Here is a 23,648-nt window from a genome sequence, read left to right as displayed (position 1 = left end):
GCCTCCCGTCCGTTCGTCCGGTCGCGTCTACCGCGCCTGGTCGCCGTGGTCCTCGATCTCGCCGTCCACCGTCTCGGGCGGCAGCTCGACCTCGACGCGCTCCGCCGTCAGGCGGGCCGCACGGCGCGAGAACACGCGGTCCAGGACGACGGCGACGACCGCGCCGACGAAGGCGCCGATCGTGACGCCCCACAGGCTGAAGTACCCCACCAGGCTGCCGAAGCTCGCGGTCTCCTGCGTGTCCCCGCGGTCGATGTCCATGGTGAGCGACACCACGATGAGGGTCGCGATGAAGCCGAGCACCGCACCGCCCACGATGAAGACGCCGAACTTCGGGGCGCGGCGGATCGTCACCTCGTCGGAGGAGGAGACGGCGTTCGGCGCCGGAGCCGGTCGTTCGTCGGGTCGATCGGTGTTGCTCACGGTCCCATTGTCCCCCACTGTGGGACGTGCTCCGGTCTGTGCGGCCAGGTCGATCCGGGAGAGGATGGTCCCTACCGATCGGTATCCACGGGGAGGAGGTACGGCAGATGCGCGAACGGACCACTCGTGGTTCCCGGATCCCGGCGCGGATCGGCTGGCCGATCCTCCAGCGTCGCGAGGAGGACCGAGCCGTCTCGGTCGTCGCCGAGCACCGGTGGAGCGTCGCGCTCGTCGGGGCTCCCGGTCTCGGCAAGAGCTCGGCGGCGGTGCGGGTCACCGACCGCGTCTCCGGGCGTGACGCCTCCGGGCGCACCCTCGTCGTGCCGATCACCGCCGTCGCCGCCAGCCGCTCGATGCCGTTCGGCGCGGTGGCCGAGCGCTTCGGGGAGCTGCCCGGGTCGCTCGCCGAGCTCGTCGGTGCCGGCGGTGCCGAGCAGCGCCTGCGCGAGAGCGAGGAGCTCACCGACCGCGACGTCCTCCTGCGCGTGGACGACGCCGACCACCTCGACGCGATCTCGGCGCGGTACGTGGCGTGGCTCGTCCGCGAGCAGGGCGCCCGTCTCGTGCTGACGTGCCGCGACTTCACCGCGCTCCCCGAACCCCTGCGCGCCCTGTGGCAGGACGACCTGCTGGAGCGCATCGACCTCGAACCGCTCGACCTGCACGAGACCTCGTCCCTCATCGCCGAGGCGCTCGGTGCCCAGCTCGAGACGGCGTCGGCGGAGCGGGTGCACCGCGCCACCGCCGGCAACCCGCTCTACATCCGCGAGGTCGTCAGGTCCGCACTCGCCTCCGGTGCCCTCGACCAGACCGCGACGGGCTGGTACTGGCGGGGCCGGGTGACGGCGTCGAACAGCCTCGCCGACATGTACCGGACCGAGCTCGGCTCGCTGCCGGAGGACCTCCGCGACGTGGTCGACATCGTCGCCCTCGCGGACCCGATCCCCCTCGCGCGGCTGATCGGGCTCGTCAGCGGCGGGGACGTCGACCGGGTGGTGGCGCTCGGCCTCGTCCGCATCGACTCGCTCGACGACGGCGCCGCGGTCGTCCGTCCGTCGCACCCGCTCGTCGGCGAGGTCGTCCGGGCACTCGTCCCGGTCGCCCGGCGCACGGCGCTGTTCGCCCGCGCCAACGCGTTCCGCACCGACCGCCCCGAGGGCGCCCCGCCGGCGGCCCGGCTCCGTGCCGCGCTGTGGTCGCTGGAGTGCGGCGTGCTGCCCCCGGTCGACCAGTTGCTCGACGCCGCCCAGGTCGCCGTCCGGCTGCAGGAGCACGAGAGCGGCATCGCCCTCGCCTCGGCGGCCCTGCGCACCACGCTCAGCCCGAGCGAACGGGTCGCCGCGCACTGCCTGCGGTCGCTCGCGCACTCGTACAGCACCGGTCGCGAGGCCGGTCGCGCCGACGCCGAGGCCGCCTGGGCCGTGGTGTGCTCGGCCCCGACCGAGGTCGACGACCACGCCGTGATCGAGGCGTGCGAGACCCTCGCGAACATCCGGCAGTTCCACGACGACGACGTCCTCGCCGCGGTGGCCCTCACCGACGTCGCCGCACGGTTCGTCTCCGGCGACGCCGTCGAACGGCTCCGGCTGCTGCGGCTCGCCCACCTCGGCTGGGGCGGCAGCTTCGACGAGGTCCGCGCCGAACTCGAGCGCTCGGGCATCGTGCACGCGGCGACGGTGCCGTTCGCCTTCCTCTGCCTGGCGCCGTGCGCGGTGATGGCCCTCGCGACCGGGGGTCGACTGGACGAGGCGGCGGCGTTCGGCCGGGCCTGCCTGGCGACCGCGGTCGAGCACCTCGAGGACGCCCCCTGGAGCGTCGGCGAGATCGTCTCCGTGCTGCACCAGCTGCAGGTCTGGCGGGGGGACATCGCCGACCTCATCACCGAGGTCCCGGTCCGACGCTCCAGCCCCTACCTGAAGTACGACTTCACGCTCGAGCTCATCGGGGAGGGCAACCTCGCGCTCGGCCAGCGGCGCTGGGACGACGCCATCGCCGCGTTCTCCGCCGCCTGCGAGCGGTACGACGTGGCGGACCACGGCGGGTTCGCGGCCTACCCGTGGGCACGGCTCGCGATGTCGTACGCCTACGCCGGCCGCGCCGAGGATGCGTCCGCTGCGCTCGACCGCGCCCGCTCGACGCCACTCCGGGCGATGCGGATCATCGGCGAGCAGGTCGCGGTGACGATCGCGTGGACCGAAGCGGTGCTCGGCAACCCGGCGGGCCTGCGGCACGCGGACGACATCATCGAGCGCGGGACGGCGAGCGGGTCCTGGACGCACGTCATGTACGCGCAGACGCTGCACTACACGAACGACATGCTGAACGGGCGGGACTCCGCCGCGTCCCTCGAGCGGATGCGCGACGCTGCCGCACGGGTCGACGGGCCGCTCGCGGGAGCCATCGTCGAGTACGCCGAGGCGATCCGCGCCGACGAACGGACCCGGATCATCGCGGCCCAGGGCGTGCTCGCGTCGCACGGGATGGCGGTGTCGGCCGGACGGGTGAAGCCACCGCTGACCAACCGCGAGTACGAGGTCGCGGAGCTCGCCGCGCAGGGCATGAGCAACCGCCGCATCGCCGAGGTGCTCGGCCTGAGCGTGCGCACGATCGACGCCCATCTGTCGCGGGTGTTCACGAAGTGGGACCTGCACGCGCGCACGGAGCTCGCCGAGCTGCTCTGATCGGCGAGTCGTCCGGGCGCAACCGCGCCTCCGGAAGCCGCAGGGTCGTTGCGGAATGCAGCACGACTCGCCGGAACGGTTGACAGGATGTACGGAATGTCGCGTACCTTTGACTCTGTCGCCGGGTTCGGACCCGTTCGGGTCGGGTCCGAATCCCGGCGACTTCTACGGTATTCGCCGGGTCGGTGACGTCACATCAGTAGGTACTACCTAATTCGGTGAGGCCGTCTAAGTACTTGCGTCCGTATGGACCAGGAGGCGCGGGGCGGGCTGGCACCGTTCCTCCCGTCCGGCACACGCGACCGTCTGCTGTCCGCGCCGGGCCGTCTGCTGACCCGCGTCTCGACCGCCTGTGGTCCGTGTCGGCGGCCGTCTCAGACGGCCAGACGCACCGGCAGGAAGTCCGTCAGGTCCGCACGTGATCCGGACGCGCTGACGCGCGACTGCGCGACGGCCTCGTCCCAGCGCAGCACGCCGGTGGCGAGCGCGAGCCACGTCGCCGCGTCCGTCTCGACCACGTTCGGCGGCGTCCCACGGGTGTGTCGGGGGCCGGGGACGGCCTGGACCGCCGCGAACGGCGGGACCCGCACCTCGACGCTGTTGCCGGGCACGTCCTCCGCGAGGCGCTGCAACGACCACCGCACCGCGGTCGCCAGGGTCGGCCGAGCGGTGGCCCCCTGCTGCACGGCGGTGAGCGCGGCGCGGCCCTCCGCGTCCTCGATCCTCCTGGGTGGCATGTCCACAGGCTAGCCGTCGCATCGCAACGGGCGAGTCGGGATCGGTAGGGTGATCGGGTGCGAATCCTCGTCCTCGGTTCCGGTGCCCGCGAGCACGCGATCATCACGGCCCTCCTCGCGGAGCAGGCCGGTCACGTCATCACCGCAGCGCCGGGCAACGCCGGCATCGCGGCCGACGTCGAGACCGTCTCGATCGACCCGACGAACGGTGCCCTCGTCGCCGAGTACGCGCTCGAGAACGGTGTCGAACTCGTCGTCGTCGGGCCCGAGGCGCCGCTCATCGCCGGTGTCGCCGATCCGGTCCGCACGCGGGGCATCCCGGTGTTCGGTCCGAGCAAGGCCGCCGCGCAGCTCGAGGGCTCCAAGGCCTTCGCGAAGCGGATCATGTCCGAGGCGGCGGTGCCCACCGGGCGCCCGGTGTACGCCGGCACCGTCGACGAGGCCGTCGCCGCGATCGACGAGCTCGGCGCCCCCTACGTCGTGAAGGCGGACGGGCTCGCCGCCGGCAAGGGCGTCCTCGTGACCGAGGACCGCCAGGCAGCGATCGACCACGCCACCTACTGGCTGCAGCACGGCCACGTCGTGGTCGAGGAGTTCCTCGACGGCGAAGAGGTCTCCCTGTTCTTCCTGAGCGACGGGCACGACGTCCGACCGCTCAGCCCTGCACAGGACTACAAGCGACTGGGCGACGGCGACGTCGGGCCGAACACCGGCGGCATGGGCGCGTACTCGCCGCTGCCCTGGCTCGCAGACCGCTGGGCGTCCGAGCAGGCCTTCGTGGACGAGGTCACCGACCTGGTCGCGCTCCCCACCGTCCGCCAGCTCGAGCACGAGGGCACGCCGTTCGTCGGCCTCCTCTACTGCGGGCTCATCGTCACCGAGCAGGGCGTCCGGGTCATCGAGTTCAACGCGCGCTTCGGCGACCCGGAGACCCAGGTCGTCCTCCCCCGCCTGGCGACCCCGCTGAGCGGGCTGATGCTCGCCGCGGCCACCGGGCAGCTCGGGGGCACCCCGGCGCCGTCGTTCCGCGACGAGGCCGCCGTGACGGTCGTGCTCGCGAGCGAGGGCTACCCGGAGAACCCGCAGACCGGTCGGCCGATCACCGGGATCGACGCCGCGAACGCGCGCGCGGGGGTCTCCGTCGCGCACGCCGCCACCGGGGTCCTCGACGACCAGCTCGTCGCGACCGGCGGGCGGGTGCTGAGCGTCGTCGCCACCGGGTCCTCCTTCGCCGAGGCCCGCGACCGCGCCTACGCCGGCCTGGGTGACATCACGCTCGCGGGAGCGCAGTTCCGCACCGACATCGCCGCGAAGGTCGCCCGATGAGCCCGGCGCCCGTCCTCGACGGCTGGCAGCACGTCTCCTCCGGCAAGGTCCGCGAGCTCTACGTCCCCACCGGCACCGCCGACGTCGCGAGCGCCACCGAGCTGCTCCTCGTCGCGTCCGACCGGGTGAGCGCCTACGACTTCGCGCTCGAGCCGCCGATCCCGGGGAAGGGCGAGCTCCTCACCCGGCTGTCCCGCTTCTGGTTCACCCAGCTGGCCGACGTGCCGAACCACCTCATCGCGCCGTCTGCCGGCGGGACCCCGGTGCCGTCGTCGGTGGCGTCGCGCTCCATGCACGTCATGCCGCTCGAGATGTTCCCGGTCGAGTGCGTCGTCCGCGGGTACCTCGTCGGCAGCGGGTGGGTCGAGTACCAGCAGTCCGGCAGTGTCTGCGGCGTCCCCCTCCCCGCTGGTCTGTCGAACGGCGATCAGCTGCCCGAACCGATCTACACGCCGGCGTACAAGGCGCCCCAGGGCGAGCACGACGAGAACATCTCCTTCGAGCAGACGGTCGACCTCGTCGGGTCCGACGTCGCGACGCAGCTGCGGGACCTCTCGCTCCGCGTCTACTCCGAGGCGGCGGCGATCGCGCTCGACCGCGGGGTGGTCATCGCGGACACGAAGTTCGAGTTCGGGCGTGATGCCTCGGGGCAGATCCGGATTGCCGACGAGGTCCTGACGAGCGACTCCAGCCGCTACTGGGACGCCCGGTCGGGGAACCGCACGGAGTCGTTCGACAAGCAGATCGTGCGGGACTGGCTCAGCGCGAACTGGGATCGGCAGGGGACGCCGCCGGTGCTGCCCGAGGCGATCGTGGCGCGGACGGCCGAGCGCTACCGCGAGCTCATCGAGCGCCTGGGCGCGTAGCGCCCGCGCCGGGCGGCCGCGGCCGCGAGGGGGCACAACACGCCGCTCACGTCCGCCGAGGGCGCACGAAGTGCCGCCCGCCGCGCGACCGCCGGGCGGGAGGAGCGGCGCCAGGCCGACCCGCGCCTCCAGGCCGCACGCACGCCGGACGACCCGCGCGCGGGCACAACACGCCGCTCACGTCCGCCGAGGGGGCACGACGTGCCGCCCGCCGGTGCCGAGCGCGACAGAACGTGCCCTCTCGGCGCCTGACCCGCACTCGCGCCGGACGGGAGGCGCGGCGCCAGGCCGACCCGCGCCTCCAGGCCGCACGCACGCCGGACGCCGCCGCGAGCGGGCACGACACGCCGCTCACGTCCGCCGGGGGCGCACGAAGTGCCGCCCGCCGGCGCCGAGCGCGACAGATTTTGCACTCTCGGCGCCCCCGCCCGCCCGCGCCCGTCAGTCGCGCGCGACGACCACGACCGTCAGGTCGTCCCCCGGGTCGTGCGTCGCCGCACGCGCCCGCACCCGCCCGAAGAACACGTCGAGCTCCGGCGCGTCCCGCCACATCGCCCCGAGCGCACCGAGGGACGCGAGCGTGGAGTCCCACAGCTCGAGCGCCCCGTCGCTCACGACGATGAGGACGTCCCCGCGCTCCAGCTCGAGCGTCCCGGTGACCCGCGCGGCACCGACCGGGTGCAGCCCGATCGGCAGGTCGTACGAGCGCAACACGGTCTCGGTGCCGTCCGCGTGCAGGTGCAGCACGAGACCGTGCCCGGCGTCGGTGAACTCCATCCGCCCGGTCGAGGTCGTCAGGCGGCCGTGGAACAGCGTCGCGAAGGACTCGGCACGACCGAGGTCCGGGGCGACCTGGGCCTCGAGCGCCGCCACGGCATCACGGGACGACGACGTCCCCCGGGCGAGCAGCGCTCCACGGATGGTCGCGGCGAGGAGCCCGGCGGACATCCCCTTGCCCATGACGTCGGCGACGGTCACCGAGAGCGACGCCCCGTCGACGTGCCAGTCGTGGAAGTCACCGGACACGACCCCGTGCGGCTTGGACATGCCGCCGACGCGGTACCCGGGCAGGTCGACACCGGCTGGTTCGAGTCCGGCGAGCACCGAGCGGAGACGGTCCTCGTCGGCGCCGGCGGCGAGCTCGCGCTCCGCCCACACGCCGAGCTCCTGCAGCAGCGCGAGGTCGTCGTCGTCGAGCGTGCGCGGTGCCGGGTCGATGAGGCAGAGCGTGCCGACCTTGACGTCGTCGTCGCCCACCCGCAGGGGCACCCCGGCGTAGAACCGCACGTTCGGGTCGTCGACGACCATCGGCATGTCGGAGTACCGGACGTCGGCGCGGGCGTCGGGGACCACGACGGGACCGTCGACCGCGAGGGTCCGGCCGCAGAACGTGTCGTGCAGCGGGATGGTCGGGCCGAACACCGTGTCGCTCTGCTGCGACTTGATGAAGACCTCGGACTCCCCCGCGAGGTTGAGGAACGAGCCGGTGACGCCGAACGCTTCGCGCGCGATCCGCGTGATCCGTTCGAAGCGTTCCTCGGGCCCGCCCTCGACCACGTCCAGCGCGGCGAGGAGCGCTGCCCGCCGGACGGCGTCCGTGGCGGGTCGGTCGGTGACGACGGGCTCGTGGTGCATGCACCCACGCTAACGCGCCTACCGGACAGTGGCCGTCCCCAGTACGGAGGACGCCGGGGTCGGCCGTGACAGATGTCATGCCCGCTCCGTGACGCACGGCAGAGGGCCGCGAACCCACCTCGCGCCAGGCTCGGAGCCATGAACGACACACCGGTCATCCAGCTCCGCGACCTCCGCAAGCGCTTCGGCGCCGTGGCCGCGGTCGACGGCGTCGACCTGACGATCCGTCCGGGCGAGGTCGTCGCCCTCCTCGGCCCGAACGGCGCCGGCAAGACCACGACCGTCGACCTCGCGCTCGGGCTGTCCACGCCGACGACCGGCCAGGCCCTGCTCTTCGGCGAGGAGCCCCGCGCCGCGGTCGTCGCCGGCCGGGTCGGCGCGATGCTCCAGGGCGGCGCACTCCTGCCGGACACGACGGTCCGGGACGCGGTCGCGCTCGTCGCCGCGGCACACCGGCGTCCGATGCCGGTCGACGATGCCCTCCGGCGAGCGCGGTGCACCGAGATCGCCGGACGCCGGGTCAACAAGCTCTCCGGCGGGCAGCTGCAGCGCGCACGGTTCGCCGTCGCCGTGGTCTCGGACCCGGACCTCCTGGTGCTCGACGAGCCGACTGCGGCGATGGACGTCGAGGCCCGGCACACGTTCTGGTCGTCGATGCGCGAGTTCACCGACGCGGGGCGCACGGTCGTGTTCGCGACGCACTACCTCGACGAGGCCGACACCTTCGCTGACCGCATCGTCATCATGCGCGCCGGCCGGATCGTCGCGGACGGCACGCCCGCCGAGATCAAGGCGATCACCGCCACGCGCGCGGTCCGGTTCTCCGGGCTCGGCACCGACGCGCACGTCGCGTTGCGCGGTCTGCCGGGAGTCGTCTCCCTGGAGGCGCGGCACGACTCCGTCACGCTCCGCTCGGACCGCAGCGACGACACCCTCAGGGCCCTGCTCGCCACGTTCCCCCAGGCGCACGACATCCAGGTGGTCGCCTCGACCATGGACGACGCCTTCCTCGCGCTCACCGCCGACCCCGCCGCAGCTCCCACCGACACCGCTCCCGAAGGAGCCCTCGCATGACCACCGCCACCGCCTCCGGCCGCCTGCCGATCCGCTACGTGTACCTCGAGACGAAGCGGCAGCTCCGCAACGTCCGCGCGATGGTCTTCACCTTCGCCGTCCCGGTGATCATGCTGCTCGTGTTCGGCTCGGCGTTCGGTTCCCAGACCGATCCGACGACACACCTGCAGTACCTCACCGTCACGACGCTGCAGATGGCGTCGTACGGCGCGATGATGGCCGCGCTCAGCCAGGCGTTCGCGATCGTCAACGAACGGTCGATCGGCTGGAACCGGCAGCTCCGCGTGACGCCGCTGTCCGGGTGGGGCTTCATGGTGTCGAAGGTGATCGCCGCGATGGCCTTCTCCGCGGTGTCGATCGTCATCACGGTGCTGGTCGCGACCGTGGTCCTGCACGCCTCGCTCGACCCGCTGCACTGGTTCGCCGCCGGGTTCGGCATCTGGTGCGGGGTGATCCCGTTCGCCCTCATCGCGATCCTCATCGGGCAGTTCGCGAAGCCGTCGTTCGCGCAGCCGCTCTTCATGGTGGTGTTCATGGGTCTGGCGATCCTCGGCGGCCTCTGGGTCCCGCTGTCGGTGATGCCGGGCTGGATGGGGAGCGTCGCGCACCTGCTGCCCTCGTACTGGCTGAACCGGATCGGGCAGATGGGCGCCGGGGCGACCGGGTCCTCGGGCATGACCGAGCCGGCGATGGTCCTGGCGGGCTGGGCGATCGTCCTCGCCGCGGTGATCGTGTGGCGCTACCGCCGCGACGCCGCACGACAGTGACCGACGGTCCTACGCTGGCACCGATGTCCGAGGCGACCAGCACGACCGAGGCGCGTGGTGCGGAGCACGCACCACGCGCCTCCAGGTCGTCCCGCCCGTCACCCCGATCGTTCCCGTGGGCCGTCCCACCGGGCGCGAGCGACGACGACATCCGCGTCGGGCGGCGCCGCTGGTACACCGGTGCGGTGTTCGCGCTCCTCTGGCAGGTGCTCGAGATCATCGCGGTCTGGGGCGACGGCCGGAGCCTCCGGGCGCACGTCCTCTCCACCGTGGCCCTCGCCGTCGTCTACGCGGCGTACCTGTTCGCACCGGAGCTGATGTGGCGGCGGAGCCTGCGCGGACGAGTCGTGGTCCTCGCCGTGGTTGCCCTGCTCGCGGGGCTGCTGCTGTTCGTGGTCGGGCCGCTCGCCGTCTGGACCTGGCTGCTCGTCGCCGCACTGTCCGGGTTCGTCGCGGAACGGTTCTGGGTCGCCGGCGTCGTCGTGCTCGCGATCCTCGGCGCACAGTTCCTCGTCGCCGCGAGCACCGGCTGGGACACGGCGGTGAACAGCGGCATCCTGTTCGCCCCGGTCATCACCGTGTCCGTCGGAGCGTCGATGCTCTTCTTCGGCCGGCAGCGCGAAGCGGAACAGCGGCTCGGCGTCGCGCAGGACGAGATCACCCGGCTCGCCGTCGTCGAGGAGCGCGCACGGTTCTCCCGCGACCTGCACGACGTCCTCGGCCACTCGCTCACCGTCGTGGCGATGAAGTCCGAGCTCGCCGCACGGCTGGTGGACGTCGACCCGGCCCGGGCGAAGGCCGAGATGCAGGACGTCGAGCGGCTCTCCCGCGAGGCCCTGCATGGGCTCCGGCGCGCGGTGAGTGGCTACCGGGAGGCCGACCTCGACGCCGAACTCGTGTCGGCGCGGGCGGCGCTCGAGGCCGCGGCGATCGACGCGGTGCTCCCCCGCGACGGCGACGCGGCGGCCGACGATGTCCGGAGCCTGTTCGCGTGGGTCCTGCGCGAGGGCGTCACGAACGTCATCCGCCACGCGGCCGCCAGCCGGGTCCGGGTCACGCTCGCCCGGTCCGCCCTGACGATCGAGGACGACGGCACGGGCCTGCTCGACCCGGACGCCGCCTCCACCACCCCGGGCAACGGGCTGCGCGGGCTCCGCGAGCGCGCCGACGCCGTCGGGGCGACCCTGACCACCGGCACGAGCGACCTGGGCGGCTTCCGGCTGCGGGTCGAGAGGAACCGACGATGACCGAGACCATCCGTGTGCTCCTCGCCGACGACCAGGCGCTCGTCCGCGGTGCGCTCGCGTCCCTGCTGTCGCTCGAGCGGGACATCGAGGTCGTCGCCCAGGTGGCTCGCGGCGACGAGGTACTCGAGGCAGCACGGTCGTCCGGCGCCACCGTCGCACTGCTCGACGTCGAGATGCCCGGCGCCGACGGGCTCAGTGCCGCCGCTGCCCTCGCCCGCTCGCTGCCCACGTGCCGGTCCCTCATCGTGACGACGTTCGGCCGGCCCGGGTACCTCCGGCGCGCGCTGGAGGCCGGGGCCGCGGGCTTCGTCGTGAAGGACACCCCCGCCGAGCAGCTCGCCGACGCCGTCCGACGTGTCGCGGGCGGGTTCCGGGTCGTCGACCCCGTGCTCGCCGCGGAGTCCCTCGCCGCCGGCCCGTCCCCGCTCACCCCGCGGGAGACCGACGTGCTCATCGCTTTCCGCACGGCGCCGACCGTGGCCGGGGTCGCCGGGTCGCTGCACCTGTCGGAGGGCACGGTCCGCAACCACCTGTCGTCCGCGATCGGGAAGACCGCCGCGCGCAACGCGACCGAGGCGCTCCGGGTCGCGGCGGACAACGGCTGGCTGCTCGGGACGGCGTAGCCTTGCCGACGTGCTCCGACGTGTCGCCCCCGTGTTCGTCCTCGGCGTCGCCGCGGCCCTGACGCTCACCGGCTGCGGTGCGCACGACTCCACCGGCCAGCTGTCCGTGACCGTGTCGGCCAACGCCGCGGACCACCCCTACGAGGTGAAGGTCTTCACCGCCGAGACCGGGAAGCTCTCCGAGCACCAGCGGGTGTTCCCGGGCGGCACCGCGGACTTCGCCGGGGTTCCGCTGGGCAAGGTGACCGTGCGGGCGAACGAGCTCTGCCCGCAGGAGGCGACCGTGTCGAACGGCGAGGTCGCGACGGTCACGCTGACGACGACGGGCTGCTGACGCACAGGAGGCGCGGTGCGGGTCGGACCCGCACCGCGCCTCCTGGACGGGGTCCGGCTGGTCAGCCCTCGGATCGGCCCGACCGTCGGAGCGTCTGGTGCGGACTCTCGCCGAACCGCTGCCGGTACGAGGCCGCGAACCGGCCGAGGTGCGCGAAGCGCCAGCGCCGGGCGATGTCGCGGACCGTCACGACCCCGCCCCGGCGGGACGTGAGTTCGAGGTGCACGCGGTCGAGGCGCACCTCGCGGAGGTACCGCATCGGCGTGACCGCGAGCCGTCGGCGGAAGAGGTCCTGCAGACCCCGTTCGCTGAGCTCCGCACTGGCGGCGATGTCCGCGACCTCGAGGTCTTCGTCCGCGTGGTCGTGGACGAAGCGGATGGCGCGACGCAGCCGGTGCTCGACGTCGGAGCGGGACCGGGTGAACGTCGACAGCACGACCGTGGCCACCCGCCGGTTCAGCGCTGCCCGCTCGGCGGCGTCGAGGTCGGGGTCGAGGATGCGGTCGGTCACCTCGCGCAGCAGGGTCAGCAGGGGCTCGACGCCGGGGTCGGCGGCGTCCGGTTGCACGAACTCCGACGGCTCCTCGGCGTCGCCGAGCATCGCGGGCGCGACGTGCAGGAGCGTCATCGCGGTCGCGTCGGTGTCGAACGCGTACGCGACGGGTGCCGACAGCATCATCGGTCGTCCGGGCCCGACGTCCCACTCGCTGCCGTCGTCGGCGGTCAGCGTCGCCCGTCCGTTGGCGAGCACGAAGACGACGTGGTCGGGGCGGGGGCCGATCGTGCCGGCCTGCGGCCCACCGGTGCGGATCTTCCGGAGGGAGACGTGCTCGTCGCCGCCGGAGCGGTAGTCGAACGGCTGGTCGGAGGACGTCACGAGAGCCTCCGTTCGACGATCCGCGCGCCGGGTCCGGCGGGCCACCGAACGCTACCGTGACCGTCCGGCGCACGCGAGACCCCCGTCCGCGTCGCGCAACGGGTCGGCCGTTCGCCGTCGATCACCGGTCCGGGACCGCGTCCCAGACGTCGCCGTGCCGTGACAGCACCGTCCACCGCGACACCGGCCAGGTCGTGACGAACGCCCGACCGACGACGTCCGACACCGGGACGGTCCCGTGCGCCCGGGAGTCGGCGGAGTCGTACCGGTTGTCGCCCATCACCCAGAGCCGGCCCTTCGGCACGGTCACCGAGAAGTCGGTCAGCGCGACCCGGTCGGAGCCGGGCTGCAGCACGACGTACGACTCGTCGACCGCGTGACCGTTCACCGACAGGCGCCCCTGCGCGTCGCAGCACGAGACGGTGTCGCCGGGCAGGCCGATCACCCGCTTGATGAGGTCGTTCCCCTGCCCGGGCCCGAGCCAGCCGCCCGGGTCCTCGAAGACGACGACGTCGCCGCGTCGGAGCGGCACCACTCCGGGGACGAGTTCGTTGACGAGCACCCGGTCGCCGACCAGGAGCGTGTTCGCCATCGACAGTGAGGGGATGAAGAACGACCGGACGAGGTACGACTTCACCAGGAAGGACGCCAGCAGCGCGACGACCACGATGATCGCGAGGTCACGGAGGAACTTCCAGCGGGCACGCCTGCGGGGCTCGGGGACGGCTTCGTCACTCAATGCGTCAGCACCACCTTGACGACACCGATGACGAACGCGACGGCGGCGAGCACGATGCCGCCCCAGAGCCCGAGGAACGTCGGCCGCTTGCCGCTGAACCGCTGCATGAACACACCGACCATGCCGATGCGGACCACGAGGATCACGAGCGCGGCCGTCTGCGCCCACGACGCGGGCAGCCAGCCGATCCACGCGACGGCGTACAGCACCGCGGGGATGAGGCCGGACGTGGCGATCGGGTTCGCGTTGCGGACGATGGTGACCACGGACTCGCGACGGACGTCGTCGGACGCGTCGTCGTCCCCGAGCCCGTGCGCGACCAGGTGCGACAGCACGTGCGCGAGGTACGTGAGCACCGCGGTGCCGAGGACCGCCCACACCGCCGAGCCGTGGTGGATCGCGGCGGGGTCCACGGCGATCGCGGCGGCGAGCACGGTGATGTTGCCGTAGACGTACGACGACATCCGGTCGCGCATCTGCTCGATCGGCAGGTCGCGGCGGTCCGGACGGCCACCACCGCGCCCGTCCACTCGGTCCGGCAGTCGTCGTGTGCGTGGCATCCCTCCATCTTGGCCCTGCCCGGGGCCGCGCAGCCGACAGGACACCGAGTGCGATGGCACACGCCGTGCTCGCGATGGCACGCGCCACGCTTGCGATGGCAGACGTCACGCCCATTTGGTTGACGCGTCAACCAAATGGGCGCACACTGGTCGCATGACCACGCAGGACCTCCTCGCCGCCGACACCTCGATGGGCGCCGTGACGCTCCGGGTCGCCGACCTCGACCGCATGATCGGCTACTACCGCGACGGCGTGCGGCTGTCCCTCCTGTCGAACGAGGGCGGTGTGGCGGTGCTCGGGCGCGGCACGACCCCGATCGTCATCCTCGAGCACGCGCCGTCGATGCAGCACGCCGGGCCGCACGACGCCGGCCTGTTCCACACCGCGATCCTGTTCGACACGAAGGCCGACCTGGCCGCCGCGCTCTACTCCGTCGCGACCCGGTACCCGCAGACCTTCACGGGCAGCGCCGACCACCTCGTCAGCAACGCCTTCTACTTCACCGACCCCGAGGGCAACGGCGTCGAGCTCTACTGGGACCGCGACCGCACCGAGTGGTCGTGGACGCACGGCATGGTCGACATGGCCACCATCTCCGTCGACCCGAACGCCTTCCTGCAGGAGCACCTCACGCAGGACGCCCTCGACGGCGCAGCAGCACGCCCCGGACGTGTCGGCCACGTGCACCTGTCGGTCGGGGACGTCGCCACCGCCGAGGAGTTCTACGTCGACCGGCTCGGCTTCGCGACCACGGCCGGTTGGGGTGAGGCACTGTTCGTCAGCGCCGGCGGCTACCACCACCACATGGCGATGAACACGTGGAACTCGCGCGGGGCCGGACGTCGCCAGCTCGCGCTCGGACTCGGTCTCGTCCGGATCGAGGTCCCCGGTGCGGACGACCTCGGCGCCCTGGTCGAGCGGATGCACGACTCCGGGGTGCGGTCGGCGGACGACGGCCGGACGGTCGCCTTCGAGGACCCGTGGGCGAACCGGATCGAGGTCACGGCGCCGGGTCGCGGCTGACCCCACCGCGCCGGGACGGACGGTCTCCGGCAGGATGGACCCGTGACTGAGGACATCCGGTGGGAGGTGGTCGAGGAGAGCACGCTGTCGCTCCCCGACCACGAGGCGATCGCAGCGCTCCTGGGGCAGGCGTTCCCCGACTGGTCGCACTGGTACGTGGGCGGCCGCAGCTGGGCGGGCATGCAGCCCGAGCGGCGCGTGCTCGCCCGTGACGCCGACGACGTCGTCCTCGCCCACGTCGGGATCCGCCGGATGTTCATCACCGTCGGCGGCCGGGACGTGCTCGTCGGCGACACCGGCCTCGTCGCGGTGTCGCCACGACTGCAGGGCACCGGCAAGGGCCGCGACCTGATGGAGCGTGCGCACGCTGTGCTCGAGGGGCTGGCGGTGCCGTACGGGTTCCTCGGTGCCGGTGAGAACCGGGTGCCGTTCTACGCGAACCTCGGCTGGCACGTGTTCGACGACGTCGTCGCGGACTACACGGCGTTCACGGCCGAGGGCGCCGGGCTGCCGATGACCGACCAGGGCGGCTGGATGGTGCTCCCCGTGGCCGAGCGGCTCGAGGACTGGCCGGCCGGCCCCATCTGGCTGAACGGCCAGCAGGTCTAGGAATCGCACCGGACCTGCGCAGCAGGACGACGACTGCACGCGGTGGACCGTGCGCAGTCGTCGTGGGACCGCGCACAGACGGGAGGCGCGGTACGGGTTCGACCCGCACCGCGCCTCCCGTCTGGTGAGAGCGGGGCTTACGCCTCGACCGCGACCTTCTCCGGGTCCTCGTTCGAACCGGGCGCGCTCGGCGTGACCGCTGCGCGCACGCGCGCGCCGAGGTCGGCGTCGACGTTCGTCCAGTAGGCGAACACCCGCTCGCGCAGGTCGTCGCGCGTCACCTTCGAGACGTGCCCGGCGATGTTGCCGACCAGGCGCTCACGGGCGGCGTCGTCGAGGACCTCGCGCACCAGGGTGCCGGCCTGACCGAAGTCGTCGTCCTCGGGGTGGAGGGTCGCGGCGGAGCGCTGCAGCGCGCCGTCGGACTCCCAGCCGGGGGTCTCGTCGGTCGCGGCCGGGTCGGCGTGCGCACCGCCGAGGGAGTTCGGCGCGTAGACCGGGACCTCGGACTGCTGGAAGTCGAAGCGCATCGCGCCGTCCTTCGAGTACGAGTGCACCTCGTTCTTCGGGGCGTTCACGGGCAGCTGCGCGTGGTTCGTGCCGACGCGGTAGCGGTGCGCGTCCGCGTAGCTGAAGATGCGCGCGAGGAGCATCTTGTCGGGGCTCGCCGCGATGCCGGGGACGAAGTTCGAGGGGGCGAAGGTCGCCTGCTCGATCTGCGCGAAGTAGTTCTCCGGGTTGCGGTTGAGCTCCATCGTGCCGACCTCGATGAGCGGGTAGTCCGCGTGCGGCCACACCTTCGTCAGGTCGAACGGGTTGAAGCGGTAGCCCTCGGCGTCGGCGTAGGGCATGACCTGCACCTTGAGGGTCCAGCGCGGGTTGTCGCCGCGCTCGATGGCCGCGTGCAGGTCACGGATGTGGAAGTCCGCGTCCTCGCCGGCGATGCGGTCGGCGTCCTCCTGCGTCAGGGTCTTGTGGCCCTGCTCCGTGAGGAAGTGGTACTTCACCCAGAAGCGCTCGCCCTCGGCGTTGATCCACTGGTAGGTGTGCGAGCCGAAGCCGTCCATCTCGCGCCAGGACGCCGGCAGGCCGCGGTCGCCCATCAGCCACGTGACCTGGTGGGCGGACTCGGGCGACAGGGTCCAGAAGTCCCACTGCATGTCGTGGTCGCGCAGGTGCGAACCCGGCAGGCGCTTCTGCGAGCGGATGAAGTCCGGGAACTTGATGCCGTCGCGGATGAAGAACACGGGGGTGTTGTTGCCGACGAGGTCGTAGTTGCCGTCTTCGGTGTAGAACTTCAGCGCGAAGCCGCGCGGGTCGCGCCAGGTGTCCGGGGAGCCCTGCTCGCCGGCGACGGACGAGAAGCGGGCGAGCATCTCGGTCTGCTTGCCTGGCTGCAGGAACGCGGCACGGGTGTACTTGCTGATGTCCTGCGTGACGGTGAAGGTACCGAAGGCACCGCCGCCCTTGGCGTGGACGACCCGCTCTGGGACGCGCTCACGGTTGAACTGGGCGAGCTTCTCGACCAGGTAGTGGTCGTGCAGCGCGAGGGGGCCGTCGGCGCCGACACCCATGGAGTGCTGGTCGCTCGACACCGGCGCGCCGGAGTTGGTGGTCGTGGTGGGGGTGCCGGCCGGCTGGCCGGGCGTCGTGTTCTGGTCGGACACGGTTCCTCCTTGGGTGGAACGGTTGGTTCGGTCAGGGGTGCTCGGGTTGCTCGTGGTCCCGGTTCGGTGCCGGGAGCGGGAACGACTGCGGTCGTCCCCGGGTCGGGGTGTCGGCGGTCAGGCCGGGACGGCCACGGTGTCGTCGCGTTCGGCGGCGGCACACTGTTCGCAGATGCCCCAGTAGGTGACCTCGGCCGTGGTGACGGCGAAGCCGTGCGTCTCGGACGGGGTGAGGCACGGCGCGTGGCCGACGGCGCAGTCGACGTCCTCGATCGCGCCGCACATCGTGCAGACGATGTGGTGGTGGTTGTCGCCGGTCCGTCGCTCGTACCGGGCGGGGCTGCCCGCGGGCTCGATGCGCCGGACCAGTCCGACGCCGGTCAGTGCTGCGAGGACGCCGTACACCGCCTGGTGACTCGTGGTGGGCAGCTCGGCGGCGAGCGCGGTGACGATGTCGTCGGCGGTCGCGTGCGGCATGGTCTCCGTCGCGCGGAGGACCGCCAGCCGTGGTGTCGTGACCCGGAGACCGGAGGCGCGGAGCAGGTCGGCGTCGACGTCCATGCTGAGCCTTTCTTTTGCAGAGATCAAGACAACACCGCCACTGTACACCAGGCGATCCGATGGTCGAGCGCGAACGGTGGGGCATGACAGATGCACCACCAGTCGCTCCCGCCCCAGCCGCGCTCCCCTCCCGCCTCGTCGCCGAGGCCGCGGGGAGCTTCCTGCTCGTGTTCGCCCTCGTCGGCGCCGCGACCTCCACCGCCGTGTTCCCCGACGAGCACAACACGCTCGGGATCGGGCTGCTCGGTGTCGCGCTCACCCTCGGCCTCGTGGTGATGATCGGCGCGAGTGCGTTCGGTCCCGTCAGCGGGGGACACTTCAACCCCGCGGTGACGATCGGCCTCGCGGTCGCCGGCCGGCACCGGTGGGCGGACGTCGTCCCGTACCTCGTCGCTCAGTTCGTCGGCGGCACGGCCGGGGCTGCCGTCCTCGTCCTGTTCGCCGGGCTCGGACCGGCCACCGCCCTGCAGAGCACGCTCGACGGCGGCTTCGCCTCGAACGGCTTCGACGCGCAGAGTCCCGGCGGTTCCAGCCTGCTCGGCGTCGCCCTCGCCGAGACGATCGCGACCGCCGTCTTCGTGACGGTGATCCTCCGCGTGACCGGAGCCCGCGGGAGCGCGGTCCCGGCGCCCGTGGTCATCGGCGCGACCCTCACGATCCTGCTGCTGACGCTCATCCCGATCTCGAACGCGTCCCTGAACCCGGCGCGGTCGTTCGCCACCGCGGTGTTCGCGGGGCCGGACTGGCTCGCGCAGTGGTGGGTGTTCCTGGTCTTCCCCGTGCTCGGCGCCGTCGTCGCGGGAGCGATCGGTCGGATCGGACGGACGTCACGCGCGGACGACACGACAGTGGAGCTGGACGCACCGCGGGCCTGAGCCGACCCGGGGCGCGGGTGGGCCGGTCGACCGGCTCGACCCGCGCCTCCCGGCCCTCGTGCGCGCCGACGCGACGTGCGGGACGCATGCCGGACGCTGCCGGACGCATGCCCTTGGCGGAATACGATGTGTCACGATCCGATCGCGATCGGCTGGAACGACGCTGGGAGGGCGGGAACCCGCGCTACCGTCCCGCCATGTCCATGCAGCAGGGCCTGCCGCAGCAGGCGCACAGCGCTCAGGACGCCCGGGGGATCATCGCGCAGCGGGACCTGGTCGTCGACCTCATCCGGACGGCCTGCGTCGTCCTCGTCGTCTTCGTGCACGTCACGATGGTCGGTGTCGCCGTGGGGGCGGGCGGCATCGCGGTGACGAGTCCGCTCCAGGAACTCCCCTGGTACGTCGCCGCGACCTGGATCGGCCAGGTGATGCCGCTCTTCTTCGTGGTCGGCGGCTTCGCCAGCGCCGTGGGGTGGCGTTCCACGGTCGCGCGCGGCGGCGGCGCGCGGGACTTCGTGGCGACGCGGCTCGTGCGGCTCTTCCGGCCGGCGATCCCGCTCTTCGCGGTGCTCGCGCTCGGCCTGGGCGTCGCCACGCTGCTCGGCACGCCGCCGGGGCTCCTCGCCGAGGTCGCGTTCGGCATCGGCTCCCCGCTCTGGTTCCTCGCCGCGTACGGGATCACCCAGTGCTGCGTGCCGGTCATGATGCGACTCCACGAACGCGCTCCGTGGCGCACGCTCGGCGCACTGCTCGTGCTCGCCGCGGCCGTCGACGGCGTGCGCTTCGCCACCGGGTCGGCAGAGGTCGGTCTCCTCAACCTCGGCCCGGTGTGGCTCTTCGCGCAGCAGCTCGGCTTCCTCTGGGCCGACGGCTGGTTCGCCCGACGATCGCGCGTGCTGCTCGTCGCCGTCGCCGCGGCCGGGTACGGCGTGCTCGTGCCCCTGACGTCGATCGGGCTCTGGGCTCCGGACATGCTGCAGGACCTCAACCCGCCGATGCTCCCGCTCGCCGTCCTGGCGATCGCCCAGGCCTGCCTCGTCCAGGTCGTGCACGCCCCGCTCACCCGGCTGATGCGCACCCGCGCGGCCCAGGGCGCCGTCTTCCTGCTCGGCCGGGACGGGATGACGATCTACCTCTGGCACCTGCCGCTGTTCATCGCGCTGAACGGGGTCGCCCTGCTCGTCGGCGTGCCGTTCCCGGCGCCGGGGTCGCCGACGTGGTGGGCGACCCGTGGGGTGGCCCTCGTCGTCCTCCTCGCGGTCGCCCTCGGCACCGCCCGGGCGCTGCGTCGGTTCGACCGGCCGCTCCCCCGGCTCGTCCCCGGCACCGATCGCCCGGCCTGGCCCGTGCTCGCCGTCGCGGCGCTCTGCACGATCGGGCCGGCCTTCGCGGTGATGCAGCTGCACCTGTCGTTCGGGGTCGCCCTGCTCGGTGCACTGGCCGTGCCGGTGGGGGTCCGGCTCCTGACGAGGACCGTGCCGACCCGGAGCGCCGCCCGGATCTGAACCGGTTCTCACCGGCAGGGGCTGCTCCGGGGCGCGTGCCGGGCGGAGGATTGTCGTCGGCCGCACGATCCTCGAGGAGGCACCCCACGCCGTCGACACCCGAGTTCTGGAGCACGTGGCACCTCGACCCGCTCGCGGCCGTCCTCATCGCCGTGGCCGCGGTCACCTACGGCTGGTGGGTCGTCGGTGCCGCCAGGCGGGGCACCCGGTGGCCGTGGTGGCGGACGCTCGCCTTCGTCGGGGCGCTCATCTTGTTCGGCATCCTGCAGTTCGGGATCGTCGGCATCCACGACCAGGACCTCCGGTGGGCGTTCGTGCTGCGGTTGGCCCTGCTCTTCTTCGCGGTCCCCACCTTCGCCGCGTTCGCCGCGCCCGTCTCGTTACTCCGCTCGGGAGGCCCGGCTCGCCTCGCGCAGGCAGCCTCCGCAGCGCTCGCATCGCGTCCGGCACGGGTCCTCGGCAACGCGGTCGTCTCGCCGCTGATCGCCCTCGCGCTGTTCTGCGTGCTGCTCACCCCGTTCTCGGCGACGATCCGCGAGTCCCCGGTCTGGGCGACGGCGATCACGGTGTTCGTGCCGATGCTCGGGTTCGCCCTGCTGACCCCGCTGTCCGAGCCGGGGATCCTCCGCTCGTCGACGTTCGTCACGATGGAGTTCCTGCTCGCGTTCGTCGAGCTCATGGCGGACGCGATCCCGGGCATCGTGCTCCGGATCACGAACCACGTGCTCGACGGATCGGTCACGGCGGCGGTCGGGCAACCGTGGTTCCCGTCGCCCCTGCGCGACCAGCACCTCGCCGGGGACCTGCTGTGGTTCATCGCCGAGGTCGCGGACGTGCCGGTGCTCATCTCGCTGTTCATCCGGTGGCAGCGGTCCGACCGCCGCGAGGCCCGCACCGTCGACGCCCTCACCGACGAGGAGATAGCGGAGCTCACCCGGGCGCACCTGCAGCGCCGCGGGTGACGCGGGGGGGTCGGTGTCGGTCGTGACGCCGCGACATCGACATCGTGCCGGTCGATCGACGGGTGTCTTGTCGACCGATGTACACGCAGTGGATGCACGCGCAGAGAACGACGTTCCACGAGTCGATCACGACGTGTCTTGTCGCGAAGTCGCCCCGCACGCGACGGAGCCCCGCGCCGCACGAGTGCGACACGGGGCTCCGGGCTGGCTCGGACTAGGCGTCGGCGTGCCGCCCGTGGTGGTCGGTCGCGGCGAGCTCGGCCTCGGCGGTCTCCGGAGCGGGCGCCGCGGCGTGGACACCGTGACGCTGCTCGGACCCCACCACGCTGCCGTCGGACGCAGACGCGGGCGACCCGTCGGACGTGCCGCCGGTCTGCTGCCACGCCACGGTCTGCTTCGGCTTCGCCAGGAACAGCGCGGCGACGATCCCGATGCCGAGCACCACGGCGGGCAGGACGAGCGACTGCCCCATAGCGGTGGCGAACGGCTGCTGCAGGAAGGCCGGGAGCGCCCCGACCTGCTGCTCCGCACCGCCGGCGCTCGTGCCGCCGGTGGACGCCGGGAAGTTGGCCGTGATCCGCGCCTCGATCAGCGCCGCGATGCCGGCCGAGCCGAGGACGGCACCGATCTGCCGCGTGGTGTTGTAGACGCCCGAGCCGGCGCCGGCGAGCTTCGGCGGCAGGTTGCGCGTCGCGGAGACCGAGAGCGGCCCCCACATGCAGGCGTTCGCGAGGCCGAGGAGCGTCGACGGCAGGAGCACCCAGCCCCAGTCGGCACCCGATGCCAGGAGCGACCCGAACCAGAACAGCGCGCCGGAGAAGCAGGCGAGGCCGAACGCCGCGACCCAGCGGAGGCTCCACCGGTTGAGGTTCTTGCCGACGAGCGGGGCGAGGCCGGCCGAGAGCACGGCCTGCGGGACGAGGAGCAGCGCAGCCTGGGTCGGGCTGAACGTCAGCACGTCCTGCGCCCAGAGCATGATCGGCAGGGCGAACGACGAGATGGCGACGCCGACCGCGGTGATGGCGATGTTCGCGAGCGTGAAGTTGCGGTCCTTGAAGAGGCCGAGCGGCAGGAGCGGCTCACCCTTCTGCACGCCCTGCCACACCACGAAGGCGATGAGCACGACGATGCCGGCGATGATGAGCGACCAGACCGAGATCGGGCCGGTGATGGTGCCCCAGTCGTAGGTCTCGCCTTCCTGGATGCCGAAGACGAGCAGGAACATGCCGACGGCGCTCAGGACGATGCCGAGGGTGTCGAAGCGGTGCCCGTGCCGGTCGAACGACGGGACGAAGCGCTGCGCGAGCACGAACGCGACCACACCGACCGGGACGTTGACGAAGAAGATCCACTCCCAGCCGAAGCCGTCGACGAGCAGGCCGCCCACGATCGGGCCCACGAGCGAGGCGACACCGGCGACGGCACCCCACAGACCCATCGCCGCGCCGCGGTTCTGCGGCGGGAAGATGCGCGTGATCACGGCCATCGTCTGCGGCGTCATCATCGCCGCACCGAGCCCCTGGACCACACGGGCGACGATGAGCACCTCGATCGAGCCGGCGAGCCCGCACCAGAGGCTCGAGAGCGTGAACACCACGAGCCCGATCTGGTACATGACCTTCGGCCCGAAGCGGTCACCGAGCCGGCCGGTGATGAGGAGCGGCACGGCGTAGGCGAGCAGGTAGGCGCTCGTCACCCAGATGACGGAGTTGATGCTGGCGTCGAGCTTCGCGGCGATGGTCGGCGTCGCGACGGACACGATCGTCGAGTCGACGAGGATCATGAAGAAGCCGACGACGAGGGCCCAGAGGGCCGGCCACGGCTTCTTCTCGGTGGTGGTCGAGACGGAGGTCATCGAGTGGGTTCCTTGCTGTTCGTGGTGGTGCCTGTGTCGGTGGGGACGGCCGGGCCGTCCCAGGGGATGTCGCCGCTCGCGATCCGGTCGGCCGCGGCGTCGAGCCACTCGATCTGCGCGGTGAGCATGGCACGGACGTACGACACGTCCAGCCAGAAGCGGTCCGCGAGACGCTTGGCCTGGAGGCCCGTGGCGGCTTCGTCGTACTGCTCGCGTTCCGTCCGGAGTGCGCGGGCGCGGGCGCGCAGGGCGGTCGCCGCGTCCTCGGCGCTCAGGTTGTCGACGTGCGAGACCGCGAGTTGGAACTCCGGGTACTCGTCGGCGGGTTCGGCGATCATGCGGCGAAGGCCGTCCTCGAGCGCGGTGCGCCCGTGGTCGGTGATCGCGTAGGTGGTGCGTTCCGGTCGGTTGCCCTCCCGCGCGGTGCCGAGCGCCTCGGCGTAGCCGAGGTCCACCAGGCGACCGATCTGGTGGTAGAGCGTGCCCGGTCGGACCTTGACGTTCTGGTCCTCGCGACGCTGCAGCATCGTCTGGAACATCTCGTAGGGGTGCATGGGTGACTCCGCGAGGAGCCCGAGCGCGGCGAACGCGAGGGGCGTGAGCGACGCCATCCGTGCCTCCTGGACTGGTCCGTACCGATTATTCCAAGTGGAATGTACGCCTTCGAACAACCGAGCGCAAGCGCGTCCGACGCGCCGCGC

23 protein-coding genes are annotated in these 23,648 nt (G+C 72.4%); 13 read left to right on the top strand and 10 right to left on the bottom strand.

Annotation, left to right across the window (positions count from 1 at the left end; all coding sequences use genetic code 11):
- Positions 1–27: 27 nt before the first annotated feature.
- A complete protein-coding gene (locus BIV01_RS16190; RefSeq protein ID WP_083295078.1) occupies positions 28–423 on the bottom strand; it encodes a hypothetical protein in 396 nt (131 codons plus the stop codon).
- Between the two features lie 107 nt (positions 424–530).
- Between BIV01_RS16190 and BIV01_RS16185 the strand changes: the two genes are divergently transcribed.
- Positions 531–3,104: a helix-turn-helix transcriptional regulator gene (locus BIV01_RS16185; RefSeq protein WP_071303498.1), complete on the top strand. Its 2,574-nt coding sequence runs from the start codon at positions 531–533 to the stop codon at positions 3,102–3,104.
- Positions 3,105–3,478: 374 nt separating this feature from the next.
- Here the strand turns inward: BIV01_RS16185 and BIV01_RS16180 are convergent, their stop codons facing one another.
- On the bottom strand, positions 3,479–3,841 hold the full coding sequence (locus BIV01_RS16180) for a sterol carrier family protein (protein ID WP_071303605.1): 363 nt from the start codon (positions 3,839–3,841) through the stop codon (positions 3,479–3,481).
- Between the two features lie 57 nt (positions 3,842–3,898).
- Between BIV01_RS16180 and purD the strand changes: the two genes are divergently transcribed.
- The gene (purD, locus tag BIV01_RS16175; RefSeq protein ID WP_071303497.1) at positions 3,899–5,167 is read left to right on the top strand and encodes a phosphoribosylamine--glycine ligase; all 1,269 of its coding nucleotides are present in this window, start codon (positions 3,899–3,901) and stop codon (positions 5,165–5,167) included.
- Complete coding sequence (locus tag BIV01_RS16170; RefSeq protein WP_071303496.1) at positions 5,164–6,033, top strand: phosphoribosylaminoimidazolesuccinocarboxamide synthase; 870 nt, start codon at positions 5,164–5,166, stop codon at positions 6,031–6,033. Before purD ends, BIV01_RS16170 begins: the two co-directional genes overlap by 4 nt.
- 441 nt (positions 6,034–6,474) lie before the next feature.
- Here BIV01_RS16170 and BIV01_RS16165 read toward each other — a convergent pair whose 3' ends face one another.
- On the bottom strand, positions 6,475–7,668 hold the full coding sequence (locus tag BIV01_RS16165) for a SpoIIE family protein phosphatase (protein WP_071294472.1): 1,194 nt from the start codon (positions 7,666–7,668) through the stop codon (positions 6,475–6,477).
- A gap of 138 nt (positions 7,669–7,806) precedes the next feature.
- On the opposite strand from BIV01_RS16165, the gene BIV01_RS16160 reads away from it, so the two are divergent.
- The 5 genes from BIV01_RS16160 to BIV01_RS16140 are packed head-to-tail and all read left to right on the top strand — an operon-like array spanning position 7,807 to position 11,713.
- Positions 7,807–8,742, top strand: coding sequence for an ABC transporter ATP-binding protein (locus BIV01_RS16160; RefSeq protein ID WP_071303495.1), 936 nt, complete (start codon positions 7,807–7,809; stop codon positions 8,740–8,742).
- Entirely contained in the window at positions 8,739–9,509 is a 771-nt protein-coding gene (locus tag BIV01_RS16155; protein WP_175473755.1) for an ABC transporter permease, read from the top strand. Before BIV01_RS16160 ends, BIV01_RS16155 begins: the two co-directional genes overlap by 4 nt.
- A 23-nt stretch (positions 9,510–9,532) precedes the next feature.
- Positions 9,533–10,756, top strand: coding sequence for a sensor histidine kinase (locus tag BIV01_RS16150; RefSeq protein WP_071303494.1), 1,224 nt, complete (start codon positions 9,533–9,535; stop codon positions 10,754–10,756).
- On the top strand, positions 10,753–11,379 hold the full coding sequence (locus BIV01_RS16145) for a response regulator transcription factor (RefSeq protein WP_071303493.1): 627 nt from the start codon (positions 10,753–10,755) through the stop codon (positions 11,377–11,379). The genes BIV01_RS16150 and BIV01_RS16145 overlap by 4 nt, the downstream gene beginning before the upstream one ends.
- 10 nt (positions 11,380–11,389) lie before the next feature.
- Entirely contained in the window at positions 11,390–11,713 is a 324-nt protein-coding gene (locus BIV01_RS16140; RefSeq protein ID WP_139199461.1) for a hypothetical protein, read from the top strand.
- Positions 11,714–11,774: 61 nt separating this feature from the next.
- Here BIV01_RS16140 and BIV01_RS16135 read toward each other — a convergent pair whose 3' ends face one another.
- The 3 genes from BIV01_RS16135 to BIV01_RS20280 form a co-directional block, all read right to left on the bottom strand.
- Complete coding sequence (locus tag BIV01_RS16135) at positions 11,775–12,590, bottom strand: helix-turn-helix transcriptional regulator (RefSeq protein ID WP_071303491.1); 816 nt, start codon at positions 12,588–12,590, stop codon at positions 11,775–11,777.
- Between the two features lie 121 nt (positions 12,591–12,711).
- Positions 12,712–13,329 carry a signal peptidase I gene (lepB, locus tag BIV01_RS20285; protein ID WP_071294468.1) on the bottom strand — a complete coding sequence of 206 codons (618 nt, stop codon included), beginning with the start codon at positions 13,327–13,329 and terminating at the stop codon, positions 12,712–12,714.
- Positions 13,326–13,889, bottom strand: coding sequence for a hypothetical protein (locus BIV01_RS20280; RefSeq protein ID WP_071294467.1), 564 nt, complete (start codon positions 13,887–13,889; stop codon positions 13,326–13,328). The genes lepB and BIV01_RS20280 overlap by 4 nt, the downstream gene beginning before the upstream one ends.
- A 154-nt stretch (positions 13,890–14,043) precedes the next feature.
- Between BIV01_RS20280 and BIV01_RS16120 the strand changes: the two genes are divergently transcribed.
- Both BIV01_RS16120 and BIV01_RS16115 read left to right on the top strand, forming a co-directional pair.
- The gene (locus BIV01_RS16120; RefSeq protein ID WP_071294466.1) at positions 14,044–14,913 is read left to right on the top strand and encodes a VOC family protein; all 870 of its coding nucleotides are present in this window, start codon (positions 14,044–14,046) and stop codon (positions 14,911–14,913) included.
- 42 nt (positions 14,914–14,955) lie between these two features.
- Complete coding sequence (locus tag BIV01_RS16115; protein WP_071303490.1) at positions 14,956–15,522, top strand: GNAT family N-acetyltransferase; 567 nt, start codon at positions 14,956–14,958, stop codon at positions 15,520–15,522.
- 137 nt (positions 15,523–15,659) lie between these two features.
- On the opposite strand, the gene BIV01_RS16110 is transcribed toward BIV01_RS16115, so the two are convergent.
- Positions 15,660–17,189, bottom strand: a complete 1,530-nt coding sequence (locus tag BIV01_RS16110; RefSeq protein ID WP_071303489.1) for a catalase — start codon at positions 17,187–17,189, stop codon at positions 15,660–15,662.
- 117 nt (positions 17,190–17,306) lie between these two features.
- Entirely contained in the window at positions 17,307–17,750 is a 444-nt protein-coding gene (locus tag BIV01_RS16105) for a Fur family transcriptional regulator (RefSeq protein WP_070417017.1), read from the bottom strand.
- An 83-nt stretch (positions 17,751–17,833) separates the two neighbouring features.
- On the opposite strand from BIV01_RS16105, the gene BIV01_RS16100 reads away from it, so the two are divergent.
- The 3 genes from BIV01_RS16100 to BIV01_RS16090 all read left to right on the top strand — a co-directional run bounded on the left by BIV01_RS16100 (position 17,834) and on the right by BIV01_RS16090 (position 21,092).
- Positions 17,834–18,625 (top strand): aquaporin, encoded by a 792-nt coding sequence (locus BIV01_RS16100; protein ID WP_071303603.1) that lies wholly within the window; start codon positions 17,834–17,836, stop codon positions 18,623–18,625.
- Between the two features lie 197 nt (positions 18,626–18,822).
- Entirely contained in the window at positions 18,823–20,130 is a 1,308-nt protein-coding gene (locus tag BIV01_RS16095) for an acyltransferase family protein (protein WP_175473754.1), read from the top strand.
- A gap of 35 nt (positions 20,131–20,165) precedes the next feature.
- Positions 20,166–21,092, top strand: a complete 927-nt coding sequence (locus tag BIV01_RS16090; RefSeq protein WP_254791857.1) for a cytochrome c oxidase assembly protein — start codon at positions 20,166–20,168, stop codon at positions 21,090–21,092.
- Positions 21,093–21,306: 214 nt separating this feature from the next.
- On the opposite strand, the gene BIV01_RS16085 is transcribed toward BIV01_RS16090, so the two are convergent.
- Together BIV01_RS16085 and BIV01_RS16080 are read right to left on the bottom strand one after the other, a co-directional pair.
- On the bottom strand, positions 21,307–22,947 hold the full coding sequence (locus BIV01_RS16085) for a DHA2 family efflux MFS transporter permease subunit (RefSeq protein WP_083414090.1): 1,641 nt from the start codon (positions 22,945–22,947) through the stop codon (positions 21,307–21,309).
- A complete protein-coding gene (locus tag BIV01_RS16080; protein ID WP_071303488.1) occupies positions 22,944–23,558 on the bottom strand; it encodes a PadR family transcriptional regulator in 615 nt (204 codons plus the stop codon). The genes BIV01_RS16085 and BIV01_RS16080 overlap by 4 nt, the downstream gene beginning before the upstream one ends.
- Positions 23,559–23,648 lie beyond the last annotated feature (90 nt).

Source organism: Curtobacterium sp. MCBA15_013 (assembly GCF_001865095.1).
Taxonomy (GTDB): domain Bacteria; phylum Actinomycetota; class Actinomycetes; order Actinomycetales; family Microbacteriaceae; genus Curtobacterium.
This window is presented reverse-complemented; position numbering and strand designations above follow the sequence as displayed.